The sequence below is a fragment of the Stappia sediminis genome, from assembly GCF_009826895.1.
In the GTDB taxonomy this organism is placed as follows: domain Bacteria; phylum Pseudomonadota; class Alphaproteobacteria; order Rhizobiales; family Stappiaceae; genus Hongsoonwoonella; species Hongsoonwoonella sediminis.
Map to the genome: position 1 here is coordinate 160,344 of NZ_WUMV01000001.1, position 24,824 is coordinate 185,167.

Here is a 24,824-nt window from a genome sequence, read left to right on the forward strand (position 1 = left end):
TTCGTCTCTTTGCTCGGCATGCTCTGAACGAACTTCGGATTCAAAAGGGTGACTAGGGTCTGGACCCTAGGATATTTAAGTTTCCAGTGTGGTTTTCGAATTTGAAATACGCTCCGGAGGCAGCTGCTATTGTGAGGCGTATTTCAAATTCGCCACACCAGGGCGAAAGCGCAAAAAGTGCGACCTGCTATCAATCGGACGTTCGTCGCGCGAAGTCAATCTTGTCAAGGATTTGTATCCGTCCGGCCGGCCTTCCGGCGGCAAATTCGTATCGCGAAAAGTTGATCGATGCCGCAGGAAAGGCGGTTTAGCTTTGAAGGACTCGAATTTCGACCCGATATCATTGAAGACCTTGCGACAAGCATGCTCGATTTGGCGACCAGCGACACTGATTTCGGCTTGCTCCTTACGGGCGGCGATAGCGAAGCGCATCTCATTCAGGCGCGCGAGCTTGTCGGATTGCCGGAATATTGCGCGGTTCTCGATATCCCGCTCTCGCCATTCCTGAAGCAGTACCGCTTGAGCAACGTGCCCGCCCGGCCGCCGCTTGGCAGTTACATCCGCCTGGATGATTTCTCAAGGCTGCTGGACGCCCTGGCCACCCGTGCGGGGTGCGAGACCTTCGCACTCGACTGGACGAAGTGGCTGATCGAGACATTGCCTGATCCGATAGATTGCCAGGGTGCTGACGATACCGTTTGCATGGCGGCGAAATATGCTCCCGATTTGCGGTCGGCGATCGATGTCCTCGCGAATTGCGCTTCGGTCAGTCATGACCTGGCAATGGCCGAATGCGTCAGCGAAGGTGCGACGACGGCGCTGCAGTGGGCCTTCCCTTATTCGATCAGCTGCCGCAATCAGATTACCGACCGTATTGCCGGGGCGTACTGCCGGAGGATCTCGGTTTTGACCGGCGGTTTGGACGTTGTTGTGAGCGTTGAACTCAACCGTGACGAGCCGGTAGATGCCGGACCGTATCGGGAATTTTTCGGGCCCGCGATTTCGTTCGACGCGCCATTCAACCGGATCAGGGTCAAGACATCCGCGCTGGATACGCCCAACTTGCGCGCCAACAACGACATTTTTGTCGCTCTTGGCGAATTGAACCGGCGCCGGCTTGCCGACAAGCGCAGGGTGCATTCAGTGGTTGGACGCACTTGCGAGGCGATTGCCGCGGACCTGAGCGATCCCGACCTGACCCTTTCCAAGGTGTCGCGCAATATGGCCTTGAGCGAACGGGGCCTGCAGCGCCGGCTGTCCGACGAAGGTGCGACATTTCAGATGCTTCATGACAAGGTTCGCCGGCAAGCCGCCGAGGACCTGCTCACGGCGACGGATCTTTCCATTTCCGATATCGCCTACAGGTTGGGGTTCAAGGCGGTGGGAAACTTTACCCGCGCTGCGAGGCGATGGTTCGACCGCTCGCCGAAGGAGTATCGCAAGGAAAGACAGTCCGCTGCGGCACAGTGAGACAATCCGGCAAATCGGGCGGGCGATTCGAGCATATCTGCCCCGGCGAAAGGTGCGGGGATGGCGTTTCGGGCCGCGATTCCGCGAATTCGTTCGATTTTGGGGTTAAATTCGGTGTTACGTCGCGTGTAACGATGGGATTTTTGCCGATATCGAGAGAATGCGGAGGTCTTTGTGGCATTGCGAGAATGCGCCGTTGCGGCAAGTAACGCGCAAAACACATTGCATTATATCATGATAAATTAAGCCGCGCTTAGAGTTGTCCTTGGGGCAAGACTGTATATTTCTGCAAATATTGATCGAAAATTCGAAAAAAATCTATTATACTTGGCTTTTATAATTGAAGTATTTAATATTTTCCAAATTGAACCCAGTCAAATTCTGAATAGATAACGAAATATACGATTTATATAACTTTCTTTCACGGAAAGTTTATTATATACGCATGGATAGCAGAATTGTAACGCATCCAAAGATAACGAATTGGCGTGAAATGAAAAAGAATGCAAATGCATAGAGTGGCATAGTCCTGCTCGATCCGATGCGGGGCGCGAAGCTGACAGCTGCATCGGTCGAAACAAAAACGCCTTCAGACGGGCAAAACGGAACGGGCAAGACTATGAGCAACCTGGCAACGAAAATTCTGGACGCTCCCGATATCGCGGGGCCTATCGTCAAGGAAGGCGGCGAGGAAAAGCTTCTCGCCATTTCCGAAATGTCGGATCTGTTCGACGTAACTTTGCGCACGCTGCGCTTTTATGAGGAGAAGGGCCTCCTCAATCCGGTGCGCAAAGGTGCGCGGCGCTACTATCGCCCGCATGACGTGAGCCGGATGAAGGTCATCCTCCAGGCGAAGAAGATCGGGCTGACGCTTGGCGAGATCCGCCGCGTGATCGCGATCGTCGAAGGCAACCTGCCGCGTATCGAGCAGCTGCGCCAGCTTCGCAAGATCTGCGCCGATCAGGAGGGCATCCTGCGCGAGCATCAGGCTCAGGTCGACGAGCAGATCACCGAAATGCAGGGCGTTGTCGCCTCGCTCGACACGCTGATCGACACGGGTGGCGACGCCGCCTGATCAGGCCGATGCCGGCATCCGCCGGCAATGTAAATCGAAAACGCCCGGCCGAAGATTTCGGTCGGGCGTTTTCGGTTCATGGAAAGGCAGTCGGCACGCGGGTCAGCGTTCCGCTTCCGACGCAATTCCTTTGCGCTCACGCATGAGATTGGCGAAGCGGCGGAACAGGTAGTGGCTGTCGCGCGGGCCCGGCGAAGCTTCCGGGTGGTATTGCACGGAAAAGACGGGCCTGTCCTTGAGCCGGATGCCGCAGTTCGATCCGTCGAACAGCGAAACGTGGGTTTCCTCCAGCGTGCCGGGCAGGGTTTGCGCGTCGACGGCAAATCCGTGGTTCATCGACGTGATCTCGACCTTGCCGGTCGTGCGGTCGAAAACGGGGTGGTTCGCGCCGTGGTGACCCTGGTGCATCTTCGTGGTCTTCGCGCCGAGCGCGATGGCGAGCATCTGGTGGCCGAGGCAGATCCCGAAAACCGGCAGGCCTTCGTCAACCACCTTTCGGATGGTCTCGACCGCATATTCGCCAGTTGCTGCCGGGTCGCCCGGTCCGTTCGACAGAAACACCCCGTCCGGGTTGTGGGACAGGACGTCCTGCGCGCTCGCGGTCGCCGGAAGGACGGTCACTTTGCAGCCGGTATCGGCAAGAAGCCGCAGGATGTTGCGCTTGATACCGTAGTCGAGAGCGACGACATTGAAGCTTTCGCGCTCGCGTCGGCCATAGCCGTTGCCCCAGGCCCAGGGCGTTTCGTCCCAGGAAAAACTCTGGGCGGTGGTCACGTCCTTGGCCAGGTCCATCCCGTCTAGGCCCGGCCATGCCTGTGCCGCCTGCTTCAGCGCATCCATGTCGAACACGCCGTCTGGCGCATGCGCGATCACTGCATTGGCAAGGCCTCTTTCGCGGATCAGGGCGGTCAGCGCACGGGTGTCCACGCCGCAAAGGCCGACGATCCCGCGCGCTTTCAGCCAGGCATCGAGGTGCTTCGTCGCGCGGTAGTTGGAAGGATCCGTTATGTCGGCCTTGAAGATGGCGCCGCGCACCCCGGAAGAGGAGGCCATGTTGACCGTCTCTATGTCTTCCTCGTTGGTGCCGACATTGCCGATGTGTGGAAAGGTGAAGGTGATGATCTGGCCGGCGTAGGAGGGGTCGGTCAGGATCTCTTCATAGCCGGTCATGGCGGTGTTGAAGCACACCTCGCCCACGGACTGGCCCGTCGCGCCGAGGCCTTGTCCCTCAATGACGGTTCCGTCGGCGAGAATGAGTACGGCCGTTGTCGGCGTCGCGGACCATGCGTCAGCGCTCGTCATGTCTTGCATTCTTCATCCGGTTGATGACATCATGCGCCTCAACGCTCCGTAGCCGGCTTTCGATATCGATTCGCAGGCCGACCGGGAACGGGGCGCATCAAGGCCGGCACTCTAGGGGATACGACCGTAGCGGTCAACCACGAGGTCACTAAAGAAAATTCCGCAAAATCAACGGGTTAGCCATATCGTTGGAGGGATTTTTCTGGCATTTGCCCTTTGGTGAGCCGATTCTCCCGACAGCCGGTGGAGCATTGAATGCGCGAAGAGATCAATTCCGCCCTGCAGAACGCGCTTGAGAAAGGCGAGAAAGGGCGCGCTGCGACGCTGCGCCTCGTCCAGGCGACGATCCGCGACAGGGACTTGCGGTCCCGGGAAACGGGCGGCGACGGGCTGACCGACGTCGAAGTCATCGAAATCCTGCGCAAGATGATGCGCCAGCGCGAGGAATCGGTGCGCGATTACGAGGAATCGGGCCAGCTTGAGTTGGCCGAACAGGAGCGCCAGGAAAGCGATATCATTCGCGAATTCCTTCCCCGTCAGTTCGACGAAGAGGAAATGCGCCGGCACTGCGAAAATGTGGTGCGCGATATCAATGCCCATGGGCTTCGCGATATGGGCCGCTGCATGAGCGCGTTGAAGGAGCGCTTTCCCGGCCAGATGGACTTCACCCGCGCAAGCTGCGTTGTGAAGGATCTGCTGCGCAGCGAATAGTGCACCCCTTCCTCATCCACAGCGTTGCACAGCAATTCACAGGGTGCTCGTCTCGAAATCTGCGTTTATCCGCCTTGGTGGTGCGCAAGGCGTGAATTGAGCGTCGGCTTCCGCGCCCAAGTGTTTTAGTCTGCTCATGTCCCTTAACCAGCCGATCTGGAATCCTGATGCGTTTTCCGCCGTCCCTGCTCGATGAAATTCGCGTAAGGCTGCCGCTTTCCGATGTGGTCGGGCGCCGTGTGAGCTGGGACCGGCGCAAGACGCAGCCCGCGCGTGGCGATTTCTGGGCCTGCTGCCCGTTTCACCAGGAAAAGACGCCGAGCTTCCACGTCGATGACAGGCGCGGACGCTACAAGTGCTTCGGCTGCGGCGCGTCCGGGGACCATTTCCGGTTTCTGACCGATACCGAGGGCCTGAGCTTTCCCGAAGCGGTGGAGCGTCTTGCCGAGCAGACGGGCGTCGCCTTGCCGAAGCCCGATCCGCAGGCCGAAAAGCGCGAGCAGCGCCGCGCCAGCCTTGCCGAAATTTGCGAGATGGCGGCGAGGTTCTTCCAGGCCGAATTCGCAACGTCAGGCGGTGCCGCGGCGCGGGACTATTGCGCCCGGCGCGGGTTGAAGGGCGATACGCTGAAGGAGTTTCGCTTCGGTTTCGCGCCCAACGGTCGCGACGCCTTGAAGCGGCATCTGGTTTCCAGGGGCGTCGACGAGGCGGATATGATCGAGGCTGGCCTCGTCATCAAGCCGGACGACGGGCGGGCAAGTTACGACAGGTTCCGCAACCGGCTGATAATCCCGATTCAGGACGATCGCGGCCGCGTCGTCGCCTTCGGCGGGCGCACGCTCGACCCCGATGGTCAGCCGAAATACCTGAATTCGCCGGAAACGCCGCTTTTTCACAAGGGCGCACTTGTCTTCAACGCTCACCGCGCGCGAGAGCCCGCCTTCAAATCCGGTCAGGCGATCGTTGCCGAAGGTTATATGGATGCGATTGCCATATGGCAGGCAGGTTTTCCGGCCGTGGTCGCGACACTGGGGACGGCATTCACCGAAGAGCAGATTGCACGCATCTGGAAGCTTTCCGCGGAGCCGATCATTTGTTTTGACGGCGATGTTGCCGGTGTGTCGGCGGCGCATCGCGCGCTGGACCGTATCGCGCCGGTGCTGAGAAGCGGCTATTCCTTCAATTTCGTATTCCTGCCGGACGGAAAGGATCCGGACGATCTGATCCGCGCCGGCGGCGCACCGGCCTTTCGGGAAGCCTTGTCCGGCGCCAAGCCGCTTATCGACGTCCTGTGGGAGCGCGAGGCTTCCGTTGCGCAAATCGATACGCCCGAACGCAAGGCGGCGCTTGAGAAGCGCTTTGAGGATATCGTCCGCCAGATAAAGGACGAGCGTGTTCGCCGGCGTTATCAACTCGATATCAGGCTAAGGCTCTCGAACCTTTTTTTCGAGCAGTCGCGCGCCGCGCGAGGCTTCGCCAGGGGGCAGGGGCGCGGGCGTGGGGCTGGCCAGTTCACGGAACCGGGCCTCAAGGACCGGCTAGAGCGCCCGGACGGTCCGATGTTCGGAACGGAGCGCACGCTATGCGGGCTTTGCCTGAAGTATCCGGGCCTGTTCGAGCGTCATGTGGAACGTGTCTCGCAGTTGCCGCTGCATGATGAGCTTCATGGCCGGTTCCGGGATGAATTGTGCCGCGTGGCGACCGAACTCGATAGCGCGCAGGTCAGCGATTTCTTCGACAAGCTGGACGAGCGTTTCTATCGAATTCTGTCGGAAGCCCTCGATATGCCCGAGGCTGTCGAAACGAGATCGGCGCCCGCCGAGGCCGTTCGGGCGCGTTTCCAGGACCTGATCCAGCGCCTTCCCGTACTTCGATACGACCCGCCCGAGGATTTTGTGGAGCATCTGTTCCTTCATTTCCTGGACGTTCTGGAGACGAGCGCGCTCGAACGCGAACTTGAGCAGGAAATGGCCAGCGCGGACGAAGATTTCGACGACGCGGCGTGGGACAGGATCAAGGCGCTGACGCAGGATCTTTCCCGCCGTCGCGAGGAGTGCGCGCGCGATGAGCAGGAACTTGCCGAACGTGGCCGAAAACTGCGTGAAACAGGGCAATCGGTTGTGTTCGCCAAGGCCGGATGAAGCGCCTTTTACGGTGTGCCGGCCGTCATGCTTCGGCCTTTCGCGCAAAAAGAAGGCGCGAGCGAGTGAGTGGACCGCGGAAAAATCGACGTTGACCTTTCGCGAATCACTCTTGCGATTCTCGGTGGCCGCGTTAAATAGTCGAAAGGCAGCAACGAGCGCCGAACGCTGGGCATCATTGGACCTATGGGCCATCCACGGGCGAAACACGAGATTGGCTGCCGACAATCCGGGAACCTTGCCAGTGCGGAAAACCGCGCTGCTTTTCGCGTATGTTCAATCGCGATAAGCGCGCTGATTGAATGGACTTTTCCGCCGGTGGGGGCAGAGGGACGAATTTCGACAGAGTTAAGCGGGACTTAACGGACCGCATATAAACAGACCGAAAGGTTGAGCGGGCGCGATCGGGATTTTTTTCGTTTTGGCGGCGGCGATTTTTCGCGCCGCTGGAGAAACCGCCTGATCGAGAGCGGAGCGGCGGGCTTCGCGCGCCAAGCGGGTACATGACGCCGATCGCGAATCGGCGGAGCCGGAGACAAACATGGTAGCCAAGGCAACTCAGGCGGAAGAAACCCAGGAAACACCATCTGAAAATTCAGACGGTCCGCTGCTGGACCTTTCGGATGCCGCGGTAAAGCGGATGATAAAGCTCGCCAAGAAGCGCGGCTATGTGACCTATGACGAGTTGAACGAGGTTCTCCCTTCCGAGGAAGTGACCTCCGAGCAGATCGAGGACACCATGGCGATGCTTTCCGACATGGGCATCAACGTGGTGGAAGCCGAGGAGGCGGAGGAAGCCGCTTCCGAGGAAGAAAGCGAGGGTGGCGATCTCGTCGCCGCAAGCAGCGGCGCCGTTGCCAAGACGACCACGGCGCGCGAGCCGACGGACCGCACGGACGATCCCGTGCGCATGTACCTGCGCGAGATGGGATCGGTGGAGCTTCTGTCGCGCGAGGGCGAGATAGCGATCGCCAAGCGCATCGAGGCCGGCCGCGAGGCGATGATCGCGGGCCTTTGCGAAAGCCCGCTCACCTTCCAGGCGATCATCATCTGGCGCGACGAGTTGAACGACGGCAAGATCTTGCTGCGCGACATCATCGACCTTGAGGCGACCTACGCCGGGCCCGACGCCAAGGCCGGGCCGGCGGCGGCCAACGACGATGAGGAAGAAGAGGAAGAGGCCTCGGCGAAGCCGCAGGGCGACGACGAATCCGGAGAATCCTCCACCGATGGCGAAGATGGTGAGGATGACGACGACGAATTCGAGGCCAACGTCTCGCTTTCGGCGATGGAAGCGGAGCTGAAGCCGCAGGTTCTCGAAACCTTCGACCGTATCGCGGATGAGTACAAGAAGCTGCGCCGCCTGCAGGATCAGTTGGTCGAGAACAAGCTCGCCAACAAGACGCTGTCGCCTTCCCAGGAGCGCCGTTACAAGAAGCTCAAGGAAGACATCATCGTCGATGTGAAGAGCCTTTCGCTCAACCAGCATCGTATCGACGCGCTTGTCGAGCAGCTCTACGAGATCAACAAGAAGCTCATGGGCTATGAGGGGCGGCTCGTCCGCCTTGCCGAACGCCATGGTGTCGACCGGCTCGATTTCCTCAAGCAGTACCAGGGCAACGAGCTTGACCCGAACTGGATCCGCAAGGTCGCCAATCTTTCCACACGCGGCTGGAAGGCGTTCGTGGCGGGCGATAAGGACCAGATCCGGGACCTGCGCCAGGAAATCCAGACGCTTGCCGCCGAAACGGGCCTTGAGACCGCGGAATTCCGCCGCATCGTCTCCATGGTGCAAAAGGGCGAGCGTGAAGCGCGCATCGCCAAGAAGGAGATGGTGGAGGCGAACCTTCGCCTGGTTATTTCCATCGCCAAGAAATACACCAACCGCGGCCTGCAGTTTCTCGATCTCATTCAGGAAGGCAACATCGGCCTGATGAAGGCGGTCGACAAGTTCGAATATCGCCGCGGCTACAAGTTCTCCACCTATGCCACATGGTGGATCCGGCAGGCGATCACCCGCTCTATTGCCGATCAGGCGCGCACGATCCGCATTCCGGTGCATATGATCGAGACGATCAACAAGATCGTGCGTACGTCGCGCCAGATGCTGCATGAGATCGGCCGCGAGCCGACGCCGGAGGAGCTGGCCGAAAAGCTGCAGATGCCGCTTGAGAAGGTCCGCAAGGTCCTGAAGATCGCCAAGGAGCCGATCTCTCTCGAAACGCCGATCGGCGACGAGGAGGATTCGCACCTCGGAGATTTCATCGAGGACAAGAACGCGGTCCTGCCGATCGATGCGGCTATCCAGTCGAACCTGCGCGAGACGACGACGCGGGTTCTCGCCTCGCTCACCCCGCGCGAGGAGCGCGTGCTGCGCATGCGTTTCGGCATCGGCATGAACACCGATCACACGCTGGAAGAGGTTGGCCAGCAGTTTTCGGTCACGCGCGAGCGTATCCGCCAGATCGAGGCGAAGGCGCTTCGCAAGCTGAAGCATCCGTCTCGCAGCCGCAAGCTGCGCAGCTTCCTCGACAGCTGAGGCGGCACGAAGCGGAAATCATCGAAAGCCCGGCCGTTTTGGCCGGGCTTTTTCTTATGGTAGCGTACTGTCTTTCCCGCATTGCCGGTCATTGCTCCAAGGCGCATAGTTTTCGGGGCGATTTGGGGGCGATGACGGTGCTGGCCAGGACACCTTTGGTGCGCGTGCCGCGCCAAGGGAGGTGTGTCGTGACCATCTACATCGTTTTCGTCAGCTGGACCGATCAGGGGATCAAGAACGTCAAGGATTCTCCCGGGCGGCTCGACGCGGCCAAGAAGATGCTGTCCGACATGGGCGGAAACTTCCGCGAGTTCTATCTCACGATGGGCGAATTCGACATGATGGCGATCTGCGAGGCACCCGACGATGCGGTGATCGCGCGCATGGTGCTTATGCTCGGCCAGACCGGAAACATCCGCACGCGAACGGTGAAGGCATTCCCGGAATCTGCCTATCGCGAGATCATCAACTCGCTCGGGTAACACTTCTTAGCCGGCTCTGCGCAACTTAGGCAGTGCGAACGCCAGAGGTATCGCAAGTGCCGCGAAGCCTGCCATGACGAGGAACACCGGCGGACCCGAGGCTATTGCGGCTTCGCGTGTCACGAGTTCGCCGGTTCCAGGTTCGCTCAGGCCGAATTGCAGCGCGAAGAGGCTGGTGATCGCGGCGCCTATGGCGACGCCTGCGGATGTCAGCGTCGGGATGATGCCCGCCGCGCGATCGCGCTCGGCCCCTTCCGTGGCATAGATGATGGATTTGCTGAGGAAGAGGTAGCTCATCCCGAATCCCGCGCCGCAGGCGATCGAACCGACAGCGAAGAGCGGAAACGACTGCATGAAAAGTGCCCACGCGACGGTGGCAAGTCCGATAGCCGAGGATATCGTGCCGAGGCGAATGAACCGGCGTTGCGCATCCGGATCGCTGACGCCCGCGACGAGCCACGCCGCAATCGTCCAGGAAAAGGCGGTCAGCGTCGAGGCATAGCTCGCCTGTGTCACGCTCAGGCCCCAGAGCGACTGTCCGATGCCGGTGTAATAGACGCCCCGGATCGCGTTGGACGACGACATGATGAGCCTGATCCAGACGCTGAGGCCGAGAATGCCGGCGAGGCGGAAGGCCCCCTTCGGCACGAAGGGAAGGGCGGACCGCCCGTCCAGATAAAGCGTGAAGACGATAAGGCCTAATCCCGCTGCCAGCACCGTCACGATGGCTTTCGGGTCGCTCATCTCTCCTATGAAACTGATGAGCGTGACCGCGATGGCGATCATTAACAGACGGGGGATCGCGGCTGCCTTGGCCTTGTCTGAAATCTCGGCTTTTTCGCGAGTGGCGCTTGGGATCACGGCGAGAGCCAGCATAAGAAGAAGCGCTGTCAGCGGAACATTGGCGAGAAAGGCCGCCCGCCAGGACCATGTCTCGATCAGGATACCAGCCATGAGCGGGCCAGCTCCTGCCGCGAGCGCCCAAACGGCGGAAAGCAGCGAATAGACGGCCGGTACGGCGCGCTCCTCGAAAAGGTCCGGGATTACGATGTAACAGAGCGCCATGATCATGCCTTCGCCGAAGCCCTGCACAAATCTTCCGGCCAAAAGGCCGGGGATCGATAAGGCAAGCCCGGCTACCAGCGACCCCGCGAGAAGCAGGAGCGTCGCGAATATGAAAAGCGGCTTCGCGCCGAGCCGCGCCTTCAATGTGCCCGTCATCGTTCCGGCCACGATCGCCGCCACCTGAAACAGCGTGAAGACCCAGAACGCCCGCTCCTGGCCGCCAAGTTCGCGGATGATGTCGGGAAGGGCTGCGGCCGTGACGAAACCGTTCACCGCGTGCGAACCGACACCGAGGATAAGCGTAAGGCTCGCAAGCCATCGCGCCTGGCCGGTGAGGTCGAAAAAAATACCGGCATATCGCCGCCGGAGGGTGGAATGGCGCGTATCGGAGAAGGACATTTCGCTTACCTCATAAAAAAAGTATTTTCTTTCTATATTCGCCTGATTTTGACAAGGCAACACTTTTTAAATATGTCTGAAATCGCATGGCACGAACGAATGGCCGGGAGCCGCGAACGATGGCGATCGAAACGGACCGGACGAGCGGTTTGATCCTGCAGACGCTGAAGGCGCGCGGGTCGCTCACCGCCGCAAGTCTTGCCGGAAGGCTTTCGGTGACGCCGGTGGCCGTTCGTCAGCATCTCGACCGCCTTCTGGCGGAAGGTCTCGTTCGCTACGAGGACCGCCGCGAGACGGTTGGCCGGCCGAAGCGCTACTGGGCGCTTTCCGAAAAGGGCCACAACCGTTTTCCGGACAATCATGAGGGTCTGACGCTGGAGATGCTCGATGCCGTCCGCTCGGTCTTTGGCGAAGAGGGGCTCGAAAAGCTCATTTGCGAGCGCGAAGCGCGCATGCGTGAGGTTTATGGGCAGGCGCTCACCAGTGCCGGCGGGCTGAAGGCGCAGCTCGAAAAGCTTGCCGAACGGCGCACGCAGGAAGGCTACATGGCCGAGGTCGAAGCGCTTCCCGAAGGCGGTTTCCGTCTTGTCGAGAACCACTGCCCGATCTGCTCGGCGGCCCGCAAATGCCAGGGGTTCTGCCGTTCCGAGCTGGCGCTGTTCCGCATGCTTCTCGGGCCGGATGTGACGGTCGAGCGTGAGGAACACATCATTGCAGGTGCACGGCGCTGCGCCTACTTGATTTTGCCCGTGAAAGAACCCGCCACCTCTGCTTTGGCGGAATGACGTCTCGATCATTCATCGCTTGCAGCTTCTTGCGTCTTGGATACGGTCTTCGCGAAATACCTTGCGAATCGTGAAAGGAAGTCCTCATGCGGGTGATCGTCGTCGGTGCCGGAATTGCGGGCCTTTCCACGGCCTGGTCGCTTGCCAAGCGCGGTGCCGAGGTCACGCTTTTCGAGCAGGGGCCCGTGCCCAACCCTTTGAGCGCTTCGGGAGACCAGCATCGCATCATTCGCCGTGCCTATGGCGGACAAGGCGGCTATCAGCGCCGGATCGACGAGGCCTATGAGGCCTGGGACGAGATGTGGGCAGACCTCGGCGAGAAACATCTTGTCGACACCGGCTTCCTGCTTGTCTCCCAGACGGAAGGGGACGAGGCGGAGGAATACCGCGACGGGCTTGTCGCCGGCGGCTATCCGTTCGAGGAACTGGGGCCCGAAGAGGCCGCGCGCCGCTTTCCCTTTCTTGATGCTGGCACGATCCGCTTTGCCGCCGTCAGCCCGGAAGGCGGGGTGTTGCTCTGCCAGAAGATCGCGGCATCCATGAAGCGCTGGTTGCTTGAAAACGGCGTCGATCTCCGTGAGAACGCGAAGGTCGCGGCGGTCGATGTCGCCGGTTCGGTCTGGCTTGAAAATGATGAGGAAATTACGGCGGACCATGTCGTCGTGACGGCGGGCGCCTGGGTTCTCGGGCTCATGCCGGAGCTGGCCTCCGAACTCACGACGTATCGCACGGCGGTCGCTTACTTAACGCCACCTGAAGACCTGCGGGAAGCCTGGGAAAACGCGCCGGTCATTCTCGATGTGGGTGGCACGGTGGATGGATACGTGCTTCCGCCGGTTGCCGGCACGGGGCTCAAGGTCGGGGCGGGCATTCACAAGTACGAAAGCGCGCCGGATGAAAATCGCGTCGCGCTGGAAGGCGAGGGCGAGCAAATCCGCGATTATTTCGGCCCGCCGTTCGCCCGTATTGCCGAATATAGCGTCAGCGATGTCGTCACCTGCGCCTATACCTTCACGGAAGACGAGCATTATTTCGCGAAAAGCGAAGGCAGGCTGACGGTCGTTTCAGCCTGCTCCGGCCATGGTTACAAGTTCGGCGCGGCGGTCGGCCGGCGTATCGCTGGAGGGGTGCTTTCCGGCGATACGGATGCCATGCGTATCTGGCTCGAGGCGCGGGACTGAGGCGGGCCCGGCCGATAGACTGCCTCAGGGGATCGGCCGGATCATGCGCTTCATCACGCCGTCGCGCAGGATGACCTGGTGCCAGAGTGCGGCAAGCACGTGGATGGCGATCAGCACGATGAAGGCCGGCTTCATGGCTTCGTGGATTTCGCCCGCCTCGGGCAGAAGGTAATAGGCGATCGCGCCTGTTATGGGGGCCGCGAACAAAAGCACGTAGAACAGGAAATGCGCTGCCTTCATTACGAGAACGGCATATGCCGGTTCCTTTTCCGGTGCCGGCGGAACGCCGTGGCGGATGCGCAGGCCAAGACGCGCAATCATCAGGGCCAGAATTGCAAAGCCGGCCCAGATATGGGCGTTCGCAAGGAAAAGGTCGATCGCGTCGACCGCGCGGCCTCTGGCAAGCGCCCTTTCGGCATGCGCGATGGATTCACCGAAAACCAGCTGGAAGACGACAAGGGCGGCAATCAGCCAATGAAGGGTGATTTGCGCAAGGCTGTAGTTCGATGGGGAAGACGTCGACATGATGAACCTCTCGTCCGGCATGATGCCGCCACCGAATTCAGGTGGCGCATCATGCTAGCGAGGCATTGTCGCGGGTTTTTGTCGGAATTGTCGCAAAATGTATTCCGCCGCCGCGTTCAGTCCGTGGTTAGGCCTTCCTCCACCGCGTCGAGAATGAACTTCGGCAGTGCGAAGGCGGCCTGGTGTACTTCCGGTGTGTAGTAGCGGGTCTCGAAGCCGGCTTTCTCGAAGCGCTGTTTAAGCGTTTCGAGCGGCACCTTGCGAAGGTTTGGGTCGTCACTTGCGAAGCCGAGCGCCATGTGCCCGCCGAAATAGGTCGGGATAGCGGCGATATAGGCAGTCGCATCCTTGTAGATTTTCGAAAGATGCCTGATCGAGGAGACGAGTTCGGCCCTTTGCAGGAAGGGCACGCCGTTCTGCGTGACGAGAACGCCGCCGGGCTTCAGGCAACGGTGGACGCCGCGGTAGAATTCCTCGGTGAAGAGGACGGCGCCCGGCCCCTCCGGATCGGTGGAATCGATCATCACGACATCGAAGCGCCGGTCCGTTTCCCGCACGAAACGCGCACCGTCGGCGATCGCAAGGTCGAAGCGGCCGTCTTCGAAAACGGGAGCGTTGAACTCGGAAAAGTGCTCGCGTGAGAATTCGACGACGGAAGCGTCGATCTCGACTTGCGTCAGGCGTTTGACGCCTTGATGCTTCAAGGCTTCTTCGGCCATGCCGCAGTCGCCCCCGCCGATGATGAGAACCTCCTCGGCGTTGCCATGCGCAAGGATCGGCACATGCGCCATCATCTCATGGTAGATGAACTCGTCACCCGTCGTGACCTGGGTGATGTTATCGAGCATCAGGACCTTGCCGAAAACCGGGTTTTCGAAAAGCACCAGTTCCTGGTGTTCGGTGCGCTCCTGATAGAGGATGTCCCGGCATTCATAGCTCACCTGAACGCCGGGATAGAGCGTTTCGTTGAAATGCAGCCCGTTCTTCATGCGATTTCCCGCGCCACTTTTTCGCCGCGCAGGATTTCGCTCACTTCCGTGCGTGCGGGCGCAAAGGCGCGCTTGAGCACCTCGACGCATCGCTCGGGTTTCGCGTCTCCGCACATGAAGACGTCGAAGGCCGCATAGCCTGCTTCCGGCCACGTGTGCACGGAAATGTGGCTTTCGGCGAGCACCGCCACCCCGCTGACGCCCATCGGCTGGAACGGATGCAGGTGGATGTGAAGAAGCGTGGCGCCGGCCTTCTCGACGCATTCCTTCAACGTCTCCTTGATATAGGGGAGATCGTCGAGTTTCGTCGCGTCGTAGAGGTCGATGATGAGATGCGCGCCGGCGCACTTCACCCCTTTTTTCTCGATGAAGTGGTCCAGCCGATCCTCAGTGAAAATCGCTGCGATCGCGGTGTCGCTGTTATCTTCCGTCTGGGTGGTGCTTCTTGGCCCGCTGGAATCGATCTCGTCGATCCCGGCGTCGCGAGCCGCCAAGTCCATCCCCAATTGGAAGAGGCCGTCGTCAGACATGGCGGTCTCCCCAACCAGCAGATGAAACCTGAACTTTCAGGCGGTCTCCGGCCAGTGTGGCACATCCGGCCGGAATGAAAAACTCCGGTATATCCGCAAGTCCGGATATCGGAACAAATCTTGCAAACATTGGCGAAGCGCGCTAATGCGAACCGTGCGTATAACGTCCATGAAAAGCGGACTCAATGATAAATTTCCTTGTCGGAAGATGGTTAGACGCCGAATAAAAACCAGATCGCCAGCACTGCCGTTACACCGGCAATGATGTTGAGCGGCAGCCCAATCTTCACGAAATCGAGGAAACGGTAGTTGCCGGCACCATACACGAGCGTATTCGTCTGGTAGCCGATGGGTGTTGCGAAGCTGGCGCTCGCGCCGAACATGATCGCCATGACGAAGGAGCGCGCATCGAGCCCGAGTTGCTGCGCGAGGCCTATCGCTATGGGCGTGAAGACGACGGCAACCGCATTGTTCGTCACGAGCTCGGTCAGGAGCGAAGCCAGCAGGTAGACGGCCGCGAGGATCACCAGAGGGTGCGCGTTCTCGATCGCCGGCAGAACGCTCTCGACGATCAGGTTTACGGCGCCGGCGTCTTCAAGGCCGCGCCCGACGGCGAGCATGGCGAAGATCAGGATCAGGACGCGCCCGTCGATCGCCTGGAACGCCTCGTCTGAATCGATGCAGCGCGTCAGCAGGATGAAGGCGACGCCGATCATCGAAAGACCCGCGATCGGCATGACGTTGAGCGCGGCCAGAATGACGACGGCAGCGAGCGTCGCGATCGCTATCGGGGCCTTCCGCCGCCGGTAGGGCCGTTCCGTCGGTGCGCTCAGGCCTACAAATGTGCCTGCGGCGGCAAGCCGCCGCAGGCCTTCCGCCGGCCCGGAAAGGACTAGTGTATCGCCGGACCTCAGCCGGATGTTTTCGATAGGGATGCCGGCGGGCAGCACCCTGTGGCGGTGCACGGCGAGGACGGCCGCGCCGAAGCGCATCGGAAGGGCAAGCTGGCGTATCGTGCGCTCGTTGACGGATCGGTCCGGCCCCACCAGCGCCTCGACGATTTGGGGCTCTTCGTCTTCCCGTGGCGGGGCCAGCATGAGCCTCGGCTCGCCGATGATGACGTTTTCATCCTGGGAAAGCGTGAGGATTTCCGCCGCCGGCGCGCTGATCGATATCCGGTCGCCCGCTTTCAGTTCCTGTTTGGCGTATGCGGGAGCCAGCGCCCCGTTCTTGCCGATCATGCCGTGCACGGTAACGGAAGCGGGCGTTAGCGCGGCCGTTGAGCCCAGTTCCTTGCCGATATAGTCCGAATCCGCGGGGATCATGATTTCGGATGAAAACGCCACCGCATCGTCGGAGGCTTCGAAGTCGCCGATGCCGGCGCGGTCGGGCAGGAGCCTGCGCCCGATACCGAGCAGATAGACCATGCCGACGATCGCGACGACGATGCCGACCGGCGCGATCTCGAAAATGCCGAAATGTTTCATCCCTTGCGACTGCGCCACGCCGTCGACCAGAAGGTTCGTCGAGGTGCCGATAAGCGTGCAGGTGCCGCCAAGAATGCCGGCGAAGGAAAGCGGGATCAGGTGGCGGGACGGCAGCTCGCCCATTTCGCCTGCAAGCTTGATGACGACGGGAATGAGCACGATCACCATCGGCGTATTGTTGACGAAGCCGGAGAAGACGAGCGTTCCGAACAGCAGCGCCGTCATGGCGAGCGCCTTTCGCCCACCCAGTTTCTTCGTCAAAAGGCCGCTTACGGCCTCCAGCGTTCCCGTTCGCACCAGCGCGCCGGACAGGATGAACATCGCGGCAATTGTTATGGGGGCGGCGTTCGAAAAGACGTTGAGCGCTTCGCCTACGTTCAGGAGGCCGAGCGCAAGCATGATCGCCGCTCCGCCGATGGCGATCACCTCGGGCGGAAACCGTTCGCTGGCGAAGCCAACGAAAACCAGCAGAAGAACCGCGAGCGACACATAAGCCTGATTTTCGGCGACGAATTGCAGCATCCGGATACTATGATCAAATCGCTTGCGGATTTCGACATTTGTCTTGACGCTTGAGCTTCCGAAAATCGGCGGCAATCAAGCCGATGCCATTGCAATACACGGCTAATCGTGTGTCTCACCCGATAACGGCGTCAGCTGCATCGACTGACGCTGCCGGAATTCATCGAACCAGCGCGTAAGCCCGGGGCTGTCCCGAAACAACGGCAGATCGCGAAATTCGAGCCAGTCCAATGTGGTCGCGAGCGCGATGTGGCCGATGTTCAGGTCACTTTCGGACAGGTTTTCCCGTTCCAGCCAGCGGTAGCTTTCCTTGAGCTTGAGCTCATAGCCCTCTTGAAGCTGAGGGTAGCGAAGCTGCTCCGGTCGCCGGGTGCTTTCCCAGCGAACGGCTATGCCCGCCTGCGCCATCTCCTGCGCCAGCGCCTGCAGGCGAAGGGCAGCCCATCGTTCTTCCGGGTCGGTGGGGATGAGTGGGCGGCCGTCGTGCAGCGTGTCGAAGAATGCGCAGATGACATCGGAATCGAACAAGGCGGAACGGCCGGGCCTCAGGAGCACCGGCACCTTGCCAAGAGGGTTCTCTGCGAAGACCTCGGCATTTGCGTTTGTCGGGCTCGTTTCGTGATGCTCGACCGTCAGTTGGTCTGAAATTCCGGTCTCATGGGCGAATACAAGGGCCTTTCGGGCAAATGGAGAATGCGTCTGATACAGTAATTTCATCAAGGCTCTGCTTATTGCGCTGGAAGGTGCCGTCGTGGGATTTGGGGGGAGCGACGGAACGATGTGTGTTCCCGATATCCTGTGGTCTGCCTAACGCAAAATGGGCGCTCGAACTGCATGGTCACGCTATCGTGACCCGTAAGGCTTTCGAGCGGCCCCATGGCGATGGCCGTTGTCGCCATGGGGCATGTATCGATCGTTCGTCTCTTCCCTGGCGGAGCGGCTCCCCCTGACCTTTTTGTCTTTATTGATCGAGTTCCCAGGTGACGTTGACTTGCACGCTCAGCTCGCTTTCGCCCGCTTCCACGGGCGGTGCGGCGTCGGACACGGCCTCCGCCCTTGCCAGCGCGAAGCCCTTCGGGCGAACGGGGTAGGAGTTCTCGTTGATCGAAAGCACCTTGCCCAGTTTCACTCCGGCGGCCTCGGTGTAGATCTTCGCCTTGCGGATCGCATCGGCCATGGCTTCCTGTCGCGCTTCGTCGCGGCGCTTGTCGCCGTCGCTGACGATGAAGGAGATGCCGTTCACCTGGTTCGCGCCGTCCTTGACCACCGCATCCAGCAGGCCGCCCAGTTTCTCAAGATCGCGCACGCGAATGCTCACGCCGTTCGTCACCCGGTAGCCGACGATTTCCAGTGTCTCGTTCCCGTTCGTCTTCTTGATGCGCTCATAGCGCGGCGAGACGGAAAAGCCCGACGTCTGGATATCCCGCGCTTCGATGCCGGCCGCCTTTATCGTCTTGACGACTTCGCTCATCGCCTCGGAGTTGCCGGCAAGCGCCTCGGCCGCCGTCTTTCCGTCCGTCACGACGCCGCTCGTCACCATCGCCACGTCGGGGGCTGCCGAAACGCTGCCCTCGCCGGAGATGCTGATCGTCGCCGGCTGCTCCTTTTCCTGGGCCGCAAGCGGTGTCGCAAGCATTACGGCGGCGGCGATGGCTAGCCCCAGGGCGCGAAGGATATCGGACGGGCGTGGATGCGTTTTCATCAATCGGACCTTTTGTTTTCAATACGTTGGGTGGAAACAGTCGTGGGTGAATGCGGCGGATCGGTGGCGCTTACGCTTTGGGGTGATTCTCCGTTGAACCGGCGATGTCGGCATGTTCGTGCAATGCCAGCGGTTCGCCGACTTCGCCATCGGCCGAAAGCAGGATCGCGATTGGCCGGGTGGCGGGAAACTGCGCGCAGACGATAAGCCCGAGCACTGTCAGCGGCACGCAAAGCACCATGCCCGTCACGCCCCATAGCGTGCCCCAGAAGGCAAGCGACAGCATGATGACAAGGCCGGAAAGGTTGAGGCTCGTGCCCATCAGCCGCGGCTCCAGGATGTTGCCTATCGAAAACTGTATCAGGCCGAGCCCGCCCGCGATGATCAGGAATTGGCTCAGGTCCTTGAAATAGACGAGCGCCAGCATGCTCGGGAAGATCACGCTGATGAGCGAGCCGATTGTCGGTATGTAGTTCAAAAGAAACGCGATGAAGCCGAATAGCGCCGCATAGGGCAGGCCGATGAAGCTCAGGAGCGCGCTCGTCAGAAGGCCCGTCATGACACTGACGGCGGTCTTTATGTTGACGTAGTGGCGCACGGATTTGCCGACCGCCGCGCGGATCGCAAAGGCGACCTCGGCCCTTTCCTTGGACGTGAAAAGCCGCATGAGCTTGCGGTCGAAGGTCGATTGCTCCATCAGCAGGAAAAGCACGTAGATGAAGACGAGCGATGCCGAGCCCGCCACCGTCGTGATGATGCTGGCACCGGCGGATATCAGTTTGCTTACGATCCCGCTGGGAAGAAGGTCCTGCAATTCCACCTGGTCCTGCAGTTGAAGGCTCGCCATGAGTTCGTTGAAGACCTGTTCCAGCCTTGTCTGGTAAAGCGGCGCATCCCCTGCAAGTTCCGTGAGGTTTGCTGTGACCAGGTCGAACACGAAGCTTGATACGCCGAAGATCGTTAGAAGGGCGGCGGGCAGCGCCACCCAGCCGGGAAGCCTGAACGGTCCGAGCGGCAGTTTCTTGAAGCCTAGCGCGACCGTGTTGATCAGATACCAGGCGACCAGCGCGATGACGAAGGGAAGCAGCAGCGAGCGCCCCACGTGAAGCAGCCAGCCGATCAGCGTCACCGTCAAAAGCGCAAGCGAAACGGTTGCAAGCGAACGCGGCATGTCCGAATCCCGTTGTCTCCTATTCCCTTTCGTAAACTCCCTCGCATCCGATTGCCACCGAAACGGGTGGAAACGCCTCGATCTCCCTCTTTCGCTGGAAAAGCACGGGGCATGATCAAGCGCGCGCTTGCCACCTGTCGCCCGGCTGGTGTACGAAGCGCAGTGAAGGGCCTGTAGCTCAACTGGTTAGAGCCGTCCGCTCATAACGGATTGGTTGGGGGTTCGAGTCCCTCCGGGCCCACCATTTTTCTTTTTCTGTTTTTCCATTCGTTCCGGTCCGCCCCTTCTCAGGAAAGGCGATCTGCGAAATATGGTTGCCCTGCTTCGCAAGTCTCAGCTGGTTTTCAAATTAGCATCACTTAAAAAGACTAGTGAAGTGTCCAAATTTATCAAATTATGCGCCGCGCGTGACAATTTTTATTTGATCTTGTATAGTGCTTAAGTTTTGGCGCGACATTGAAGTAGGTTTCTATGTCTTATTTTAATTTATTGAAGTTTCTTGCTCTTCAGCTTGTGATTTTGTTGGCGCTTAGCTTCCCAGTAAGTGCTTGTGATCCCAATGAGAATTGTAGCAGATGTCTGATTAGTAATCCGTTTGGAGGTTGCACCTTGCGCGGAAACGACCCTGTATGTGAAGCAAGAAAGAAGACATGTCAGGTTGGGGGAGGTGCTGTAACTGGAGCGATATTTTCCGGGCCATTGCGTCAGGGTGGCATTGTTCCCCGAGAAACAGTAAAAAAATGCCTTGAGAGGCCACGAGATTGTTCGAATGAAATAATTGCGAGAGGGGGATATAGTTTTGTTCGCCCGATCATAGACCAATACATTTCTGATTTGCGAAGGCAAGCATCGGGTAAATACTTCAGAATTTCACCTAAATTAAAGAATGATCTTTCTAGATATTTTCGATTTGACTTAAGTTTAGTGAAAATTGCATTTGATATTAATACACGGCATGGGCAACATATCACGATTGGGTACGAAATATACTTTACAAATCGAATCGATTTCGCAACCTGTGCAGGCTTTCAGCTTCTGGCGCATGAACTTGAACATGTCGATCAATACCGTCGTAGAGGCGGGATTGAGCCGTTTATGTCCGAATATGTTATGAAATCCGTGGGGCAAGTGTTGTCACGTCGTTCATTTAACGTGCACGACTATATCGACATCGAGAGCTCCGCCATCTCAAAAGGTAGCAGTGTGGGCTGTCCCAACTTAGTCAGAGGATCTCCGCCTCACTTAATGCCTGGAGCAGTAAGACCACCGCAAATGGGGCAAACTTGCTCGACGCCATGGGGGCGTTGCTTGATGAACGTAGTGGCGCCATTCGGGTCGCAATGTTTTTGCGCCACGAACGGTGGGCCTATCGGCGGTGTCGTACCCTAAATCGGTAGATCGATTGGATTTCCTACGTTCAATAAAAAGTCTTTTATAATACTTTTTCGCCCGGAAGCTGTAGAGGCATGTATGCCAATTTGAGAATAATGGCATTGAATTTAAAGTTATTTTGGGGTGATCAACAATGAATAGAGATATTTTTTCATATCCAATAAAATAGAGATCAATTGTCTGACTGCAAGACCGCGTGGAAAGACAGATTGATGTCTCCCTCTACTCCAAGGCTTTACTCCGAAGAATCTATATCTATCTGAAATATATAGATCTCTTATGGTGTGTGTCTTTTCCCTCCGGGCCCACCATTTTTCCAGAATATTGATTCCCAGCCCGAATTTCAGCGTATCTGCGTTTCGCCTCGCTCCGCCTAGAGCCCCGCGACCCGCTCCACGAACCACACGGCGGAAACCGAGCCGACGGCATAGGTCATGATCGTTTTCGGCAAGGGTGTCGGGCTGGTAAAAATCAGCTTCAGGCCGGCGATCGTGAGCAGCGTGAAGGCGATGAAGATCAGCTGGCCGGCTTCCACGCCAAGGTTGAAGGTCAGGAGCGCGAGCGGCACGTCGTTTTGCGGCAGGCCGATATCGCGCAGCGCGCCGCCGAAACCGAAGCCGTGAAGCAAGCCGAACAGAAACGCGATGACCCATGGATAGCGGCTTGAAAGGTCGACCCGGCCGTTTTCCTTGCGCAGGATTTCCGCCGCGACGAAAACGATGCTGAGCGCGATAAGCGCTTCCACCGGCCCCTGCGGCGCATGGGCGAGCCCGAGCGTCGCAAATGCAAGGGTGATCGAATGGGCGAGGGTAAAGGCCGTGACCGTCTCCACCAGCTTGCGGGTGTTGTCTATGAACAAAAGCAGCGCCAGAACGAACAGGAGATGATCGAACCCGAGCAGAATGTGCTCCACGCCTAGCAGGAAATACGTGCGCGCGGTATCGGTCGAAGTTGGCGATGCTTCCACCGTCACTTGCGGGTAGTCGGGCATGAGGCGTGCGGATTGCACGCTTCCGTCGAGATGCGCGATCCGGACGAGAACATCCGTGAAGGTCGAGGCCAGGCCGTCGATCGCAACCCTCCGGCCCGCCAGCCCCCCTTCGCAGGCGACACTCCATCGGCTCAGGACCGCAACACCGTCGTTTGAGATGACGGGAGCCGCCGTCTCCCTGCAATTCTCGGGAAGGCGAACATTGAGCGAGAGGCGGAATTCGCCGCGCGCCGGCACCTTCCAGAGCACGTCGTATATGCCGGGCCTGGCCTCGGTGATTTCCAGAAATGCGGGGCGAAGCTCATGCGCCAGGACGCTTGACTGAGCGAACCCGGCGAAGGCCAGAAATATCAGGAGGAAGAGGCGCATCACCGTGCTGCCGCGCTTTTCGGCGGCACGTCGTCTTCGCGCGGCGCGGGCCATGTGACCTTCACTTCGTATCTCTCTTTCAGGTCCAGATAGCGCTCCTCGGCGATGCGGCGGCGTTTTTCCGCCTCCCATTCACGCAGGACGGCGTCACGAATTTCATCGATCGCCGGGTCGCGTGCGGCCTCGCGGTCGTCGATGTGAACGAGATGCAGGCCGTAGGTCGATCGCCAGGGGCCGGTCCATTGCCCGGCATCGGCCTTGAAAAGTTCCCCGGTGAATTCCTTGCCGAAGGTGTTCTCGATCTGCTCCACGGAGACCAGCGGTACCGTTTGCGGCAATAGGGTCGGATCGCCAAGGCGTCCCACATCGATCTCGCCTTCGGCCGAGCGCAACGCGTCGAGCAGGGCGTTTGCATCGGCTTCGGCCTCGCCGCCGCGCTTTTGCGGGTTGAGGAAGATCTGGCGGAAGGCGATGCGCTCCGAGCGGCGGAATTTTTCGCGATTGTCTTCAAGGTATTTCGCGAGCTCTTCCTCGCTCGGCGAAAGGTCCGATGCGTTCGGCTCGATCAGGAATTCCATTTTCTGCTGCAGCCGCCTGCGGAAGACGGTGTCGTCCTGGTCGAGCCCCAGCTTGCGCCCCTCGCGGTAGAAGATCTCCTCCTTCACGTAGGCGTCGATCAAGCCTTGCATTTCGTCGCGCGTCGGCGGGCGTTGCCAGGTTCTGGAAAAGGATTCGTAAAGCTGGGCGATCCGCCCCGGTCCGACTTCGATAGTCTGGCGGTCGCCACCGGTCTCGCCGCTGTTGACGAATGAATAGAGCCCGAAAACCGCGATGCCGATCAAGAGGAACTGGGCGAGCGGCTCGGCAAGAATGCGGCGGACGATCTTCATGCCAGGGTTGCGCTTCCTTTGCATTTGAATTCATTCGCAAAGAGGCACTATAGCCCGCTATTGCCCTCGCGGGATATTGGGATTTTGCGGACGGTTTTGCGAAATTTCCGGCGACCGGTTCAATTCCCGGTCGGGAACAGGAACGTCACGGCGAACCTCGCGCCCAGGCCTTCCGGTCCGCCTGGTGCGCTGTCCGCCCAGTAGCGCACGCCCGCCTGGAAGCTGACGGGCTGCTCGCCGAACCTGACGAGTTTGGCGACCATGGCGTTGATCGGGATCGACCATTCGTTGTTCGTCCAGTCGTAGGTGGATTCCGAATTCAGCGTGAAGGTCCAGGCAGTCGGTGTGGTGTAGGACAGGAAGGGCTGCAGGAACGTGGAGTTGACGTCGGAGCGGGAGCTGTCGCCCGCGAACGACCAGATGTGGTTGGCCAGCATGCCGTAGGTCCATGGCCCGCTTTGCTTGAGGATGACGCCCGTTGGGCCGGCGCCCCATTTCTCCGTGCTCAACAGGCTGTCGGTGCCTGTCGGCAGAAGGAAGACGGGACCAAGGCCCCAGATGATGCCGCCGGGTCCCGGGTCCTTAGGCGAAAGGAACAGGCTTTGGGTCGTGTCGCTCAGCCCGAACTGCGTGCCGGAATTGCCCGCGATATCGTCCTGCCAGACGACGGGCACGATGGTGCGGGAAATGAGGTTCCATTTCTCGTTCAGCGAAATCGGGATCACCGGCTGGATGTTGAGCGTGACATTGTCTCCGTCCGCCGGGCCGTAGCCCGTGTTGTAGTTGAACTGGAAGGGCACGCTGATCAGCGAAGCGACCGGATTGGAGAGTTTCTTGGCGAGGTCCGCATCCTGCGCCCGTGCGTAATTGCTTGAAACTATAAGAACTGTTGCAATTCCCAGGAGGAATAATCTGGCGGCCTTGAGCATCAGCGGTATTCCTCTCTCTCTCTCTCTCTCAAGAATTTGTGCCGATGCGTAAGTTTTGTGGATTTGAAGAAGGATTTAAATGGGTAAGGCCTTCGACGTTCAGTCTGGAGACTGATAAATCGCATGTGTGGCAATTTCGCCGAGAAATGCGGAAGTAAAAGTTGAAGCTTAATCGCA

At 59.4% G+C, this 24,824-nt stretch carries 21 protein-coding genes and 1 tRNA gene; 10 read left to right on the top strand and 12 right to left on the bottom strand.

Features of this window, described 5'->3' with window-relative positions:
* Positions 1-363 precede the first annotated feature (363 nt).
* Positions 364-1,470 carry an AraC family transcriptional regulator gene (locus GR183_RS00785; protein WP_160773684.1) on the top strand — a complete coding sequence of 369 codons (1,107 nt, stop codon included), beginning with the start codon at positions 364-366 and terminating at the stop codon, positions 1,468-1,470.
* 619 nt (positions 1,471-2,089) lie between these two features.
* Positions 2,090-2,545 carry a MerR family transcriptional regulator gene (locus tag GR183_RS00790; protein WP_160773685.1) on the top strand — a complete coding sequence of 152 codons (456 nt, stop codon included), beginning with the start codon at positions 2,090-2,092 and terminating at the stop codon, positions 2,543-2,545.
* Positions 2,546-2,647: 102 nt separating this feature from the next.
* On the opposite strand, the gene carA is transcribed toward GR183_RS00790, so the two are convergent.
* A complete protein-coding gene (gene carA, locus GR183_RS00795) occupies positions 2,648-3,856 on the bottom strand; it encodes a glutamine-hydrolyzing carbamoyl-phosphate synthase small subunit (RefSeq protein WP_208999715.1) in 1,209 nt (402 codons plus the stop codon).
* 246 nt (positions 3,857-4,102) lie between these two features.
* Here carA and GR183_RS00800 point away from each other — a divergent pair, with 246 nt between their 5' ends.
* The 4 genes from GR183_RS00800 (at position 4,103) to GR183_RS00815 (ending at position 9,720) form a co-directional block, all read left to right on the top strand.
* Positions 4,103-4,558, top strand: coding sequence for a GatB/YqeY domain-containing protein (locus GR183_RS00800; protein ID WP_160773687.1), 456 nt, complete (start codon positions 4,103-4,105; stop codon positions 4,556-4,558).
* 167 nt (positions 4,559-4,725) lie between these two features.
* Entirely contained in the window at positions 4,726-6,699 is a 1,974-nt protein-coding gene (gene dnaG, locus GR183_RS00805; RefSeq protein ID WP_160773688.1) for a DNA primase, read from the top strand.
* A 541-nt stretch (positions 6,700-7,240) separates the two neighbouring features.
* Complete coding sequence (rpoD, locus tag GR183_RS00810; RefSeq protein WP_160773689.1) at positions 7,241-9,238, top strand: RNA polymerase sigma factor RpoD; 1,998 nt, start codon at positions 7,241-7,243, stop codon at positions 9,236-9,238.
* 188 nt (positions 9,239-9,426) lie between these two features.
* Entirely contained in the window at positions 9,427-9,720 is a 294-nt protein-coding gene (locus GR183_RS00815) for a GYD domain-containing protein (protein ID WP_160773690.1), read from the top strand.
* A 6-nt stretch (positions 9,721-9,726) separates the two neighbouring features.
* Here the strand turns inward: GR183_RS00815 and GR183_RS00820 are convergent, their stop codons facing one another.
* Positions 9,727-11,184 (bottom strand): MFS transporter, encoded by a 1,458-nt coding sequence (locus tag GR183_RS00820; RefSeq protein WP_160773691.1) that lies wholly within the window; start codon positions 11,182-11,184, stop codon positions 9,727-9,729.
* Between the two features lie 119 nt (positions 11,185-11,303).
* Between GR183_RS00820 and GR183_RS00825 the strand changes: the two genes are divergently transcribed.
* Together GR183_RS00825 and GR183_RS00830 are read left to right on the top strand one after the other, a co-directional pair.
* Entirely contained in the window at positions 11,304-11,969 is a 666-nt protein-coding gene (locus tag GR183_RS00825; protein ID WP_160773692.1) for a helix-turn-helix transcriptional regulator, read from the top strand.
* Positions 11,970-12,055: 86 nt separating this feature from the next.
* On the top strand, positions 12,056-13,150 hold the full coding sequence (locus GR183_RS00830) for an NAD(P)/FAD-dependent oxidoreductase (protein WP_160773693.1): 1,095 nt from the start codon (positions 12,056-12,058) through the stop codon (positions 13,148-13,150).
* A 24-nt stretch (positions 13,151-13,174) separates the two neighbouring features.
* On the opposite strand, the gene GR183_RS00835 is transcribed toward GR183_RS00830, so the two are convergent.
* From GR183_RS00835 to GR183_RS00865, 7 genes are all read right to left on the bottom strand, one after another.
* On the bottom strand, positions 13,175-13,675 hold the full coding sequence (locus GR183_RS00835) for a cytochrome b (RefSeq protein ID WP_160773694.1): 501 nt from the start codon (positions 13,673-13,675) through the stop codon (positions 13,175-13,177).
* A 116-nt stretch (positions 13,676-13,791) separates the two neighbouring features.
* On the bottom strand, positions 13,792-14,664 hold the full coding sequence (gene speE, locus GR183_RS00840; protein ID WP_160773695.1) for a polyamine aminopropyltransferase: 873 nt from the start codon (positions 14,662-14,664) through the stop codon (positions 13,792-13,794).
* Positions 14,661-15,194: an adenosylmethionine decarboxylase gene (gene speD / locus GR183_RS00845; RefSeq protein ID WP_160773696.1), complete on the bottom strand. Its 534-nt coding sequence runs from the start codon at positions 15,192-15,194 to the stop codon at positions 14,661-14,663. The genes speE and speD overlap by 4 nt, the downstream gene beginning before the upstream one ends.
* 212 nt (positions 15,195-15,406) lie before the next feature.
* Entirely contained in the window at positions 15,407-17,203 is a 1,797-nt protein-coding gene (locus GR183_RS00850; protein ID WP_160773697.1) for an SLC13 family permease, read from the bottom strand.
* 102 nt (positions 17,204-17,305) lie between these two features.
* Positions 17,306-17,920, bottom strand: coding sequence for a glutathione S-transferase family protein (locus tag GR183_RS00855; protein ID WP_160773698.1), 615 nt, complete (start codon positions 17,918-17,920; stop codon positions 17,306-17,308).
* Between the two features lie 244 nt (positions 17,921-18,164).
* A complete protein-coding gene (locus GR183_RS00860) occupies positions 18,165-18,905 on the bottom strand; it encodes an SIMPL domain-containing protein (protein ID WP_160773699.1) in 741 nt (246 codons plus the stop codon).
* 70 nt (positions 18,906-18,975) lie between these two features.
* Positions 18,976-20,076: an AI-2E family transporter gene (locus GR183_RS00865; protein WP_160773700.1), complete on the bottom strand. Its 1,101-nt coding sequence runs from the start codon at positions 20,074-20,076 to the stop codon at positions 18,976-18,978.
* A gap of 167 nt (positions 20,077-20,243) precedes the next feature.
* On the opposite strand from GR183_RS00865, the gene GR183_RS00870 reads away from it, so the two are divergent.
* Together GR183_RS00870 and GR183_RS22315 are read left to right on the top strand one after the other, a co-directional pair.
* A tRNA-Ile gene (locus GR183_RS00870) sits at positions 20,244-20,320 on the top strand.
* A 227-nt stretch (positions 20,321-20,547) separates the two neighbouring features.
* Positions 20,548-21,465 (top strand): eCIS core domain-containing protein, encoded by a 918-nt coding sequence (locus GR183_RS22315; protein ID WP_376765741.1) that lies wholly within the window; start codon positions 20,548-20,550, stop codon positions 21,463-21,465.
* Positions 21,466-21,841: 376 nt separating this feature from the next.
* On the opposite strand, the gene GR183_RS00880 is transcribed toward GR183_RS22315, so the two are convergent.
* From GR183_RS00880 to GR183_RS00890, 3 genes are all read right to left on the bottom strand, one after another.
* The gene (locus GR183_RS00880; RefSeq protein ID WP_160774170.1) at positions 21,842-22,828 is read right to left on the bottom strand and encodes a HupE/UreJ family protein; all 987 of its coding nucleotides are present in this window, start codon (positions 22,826-22,828) and stop codon (positions 21,842-21,844) included.
* The gene (locus tag GR183_RS00885) at positions 22,828-23,718 is read right to left on the bottom strand and encodes a peptidylprolyl isomerase (RefSeq protein ID WP_160773702.1); all 891 of its coding nucleotides are present in this window, start codon (positions 23,716-23,718) and stop codon (positions 22,828-22,830) included. The genes GR183_RS00880 and GR183_RS00885 overlap by 1 nt, the downstream gene beginning before the upstream one ends.
* A 119-nt stretch (positions 23,719-23,837) precedes the next feature.
* Positions 23,838-24,647: a transporter gene (locus tag GR183_RS00890; RefSeq protein WP_160773703.1), complete on the bottom strand. Its 810-nt coding sequence runs from the start codon at positions 24,645-24,647 to the stop codon at positions 23,838-23,840.
* Between the last annotated feature and the right edge of the window lie 177 nt (positions 24,648-24,824).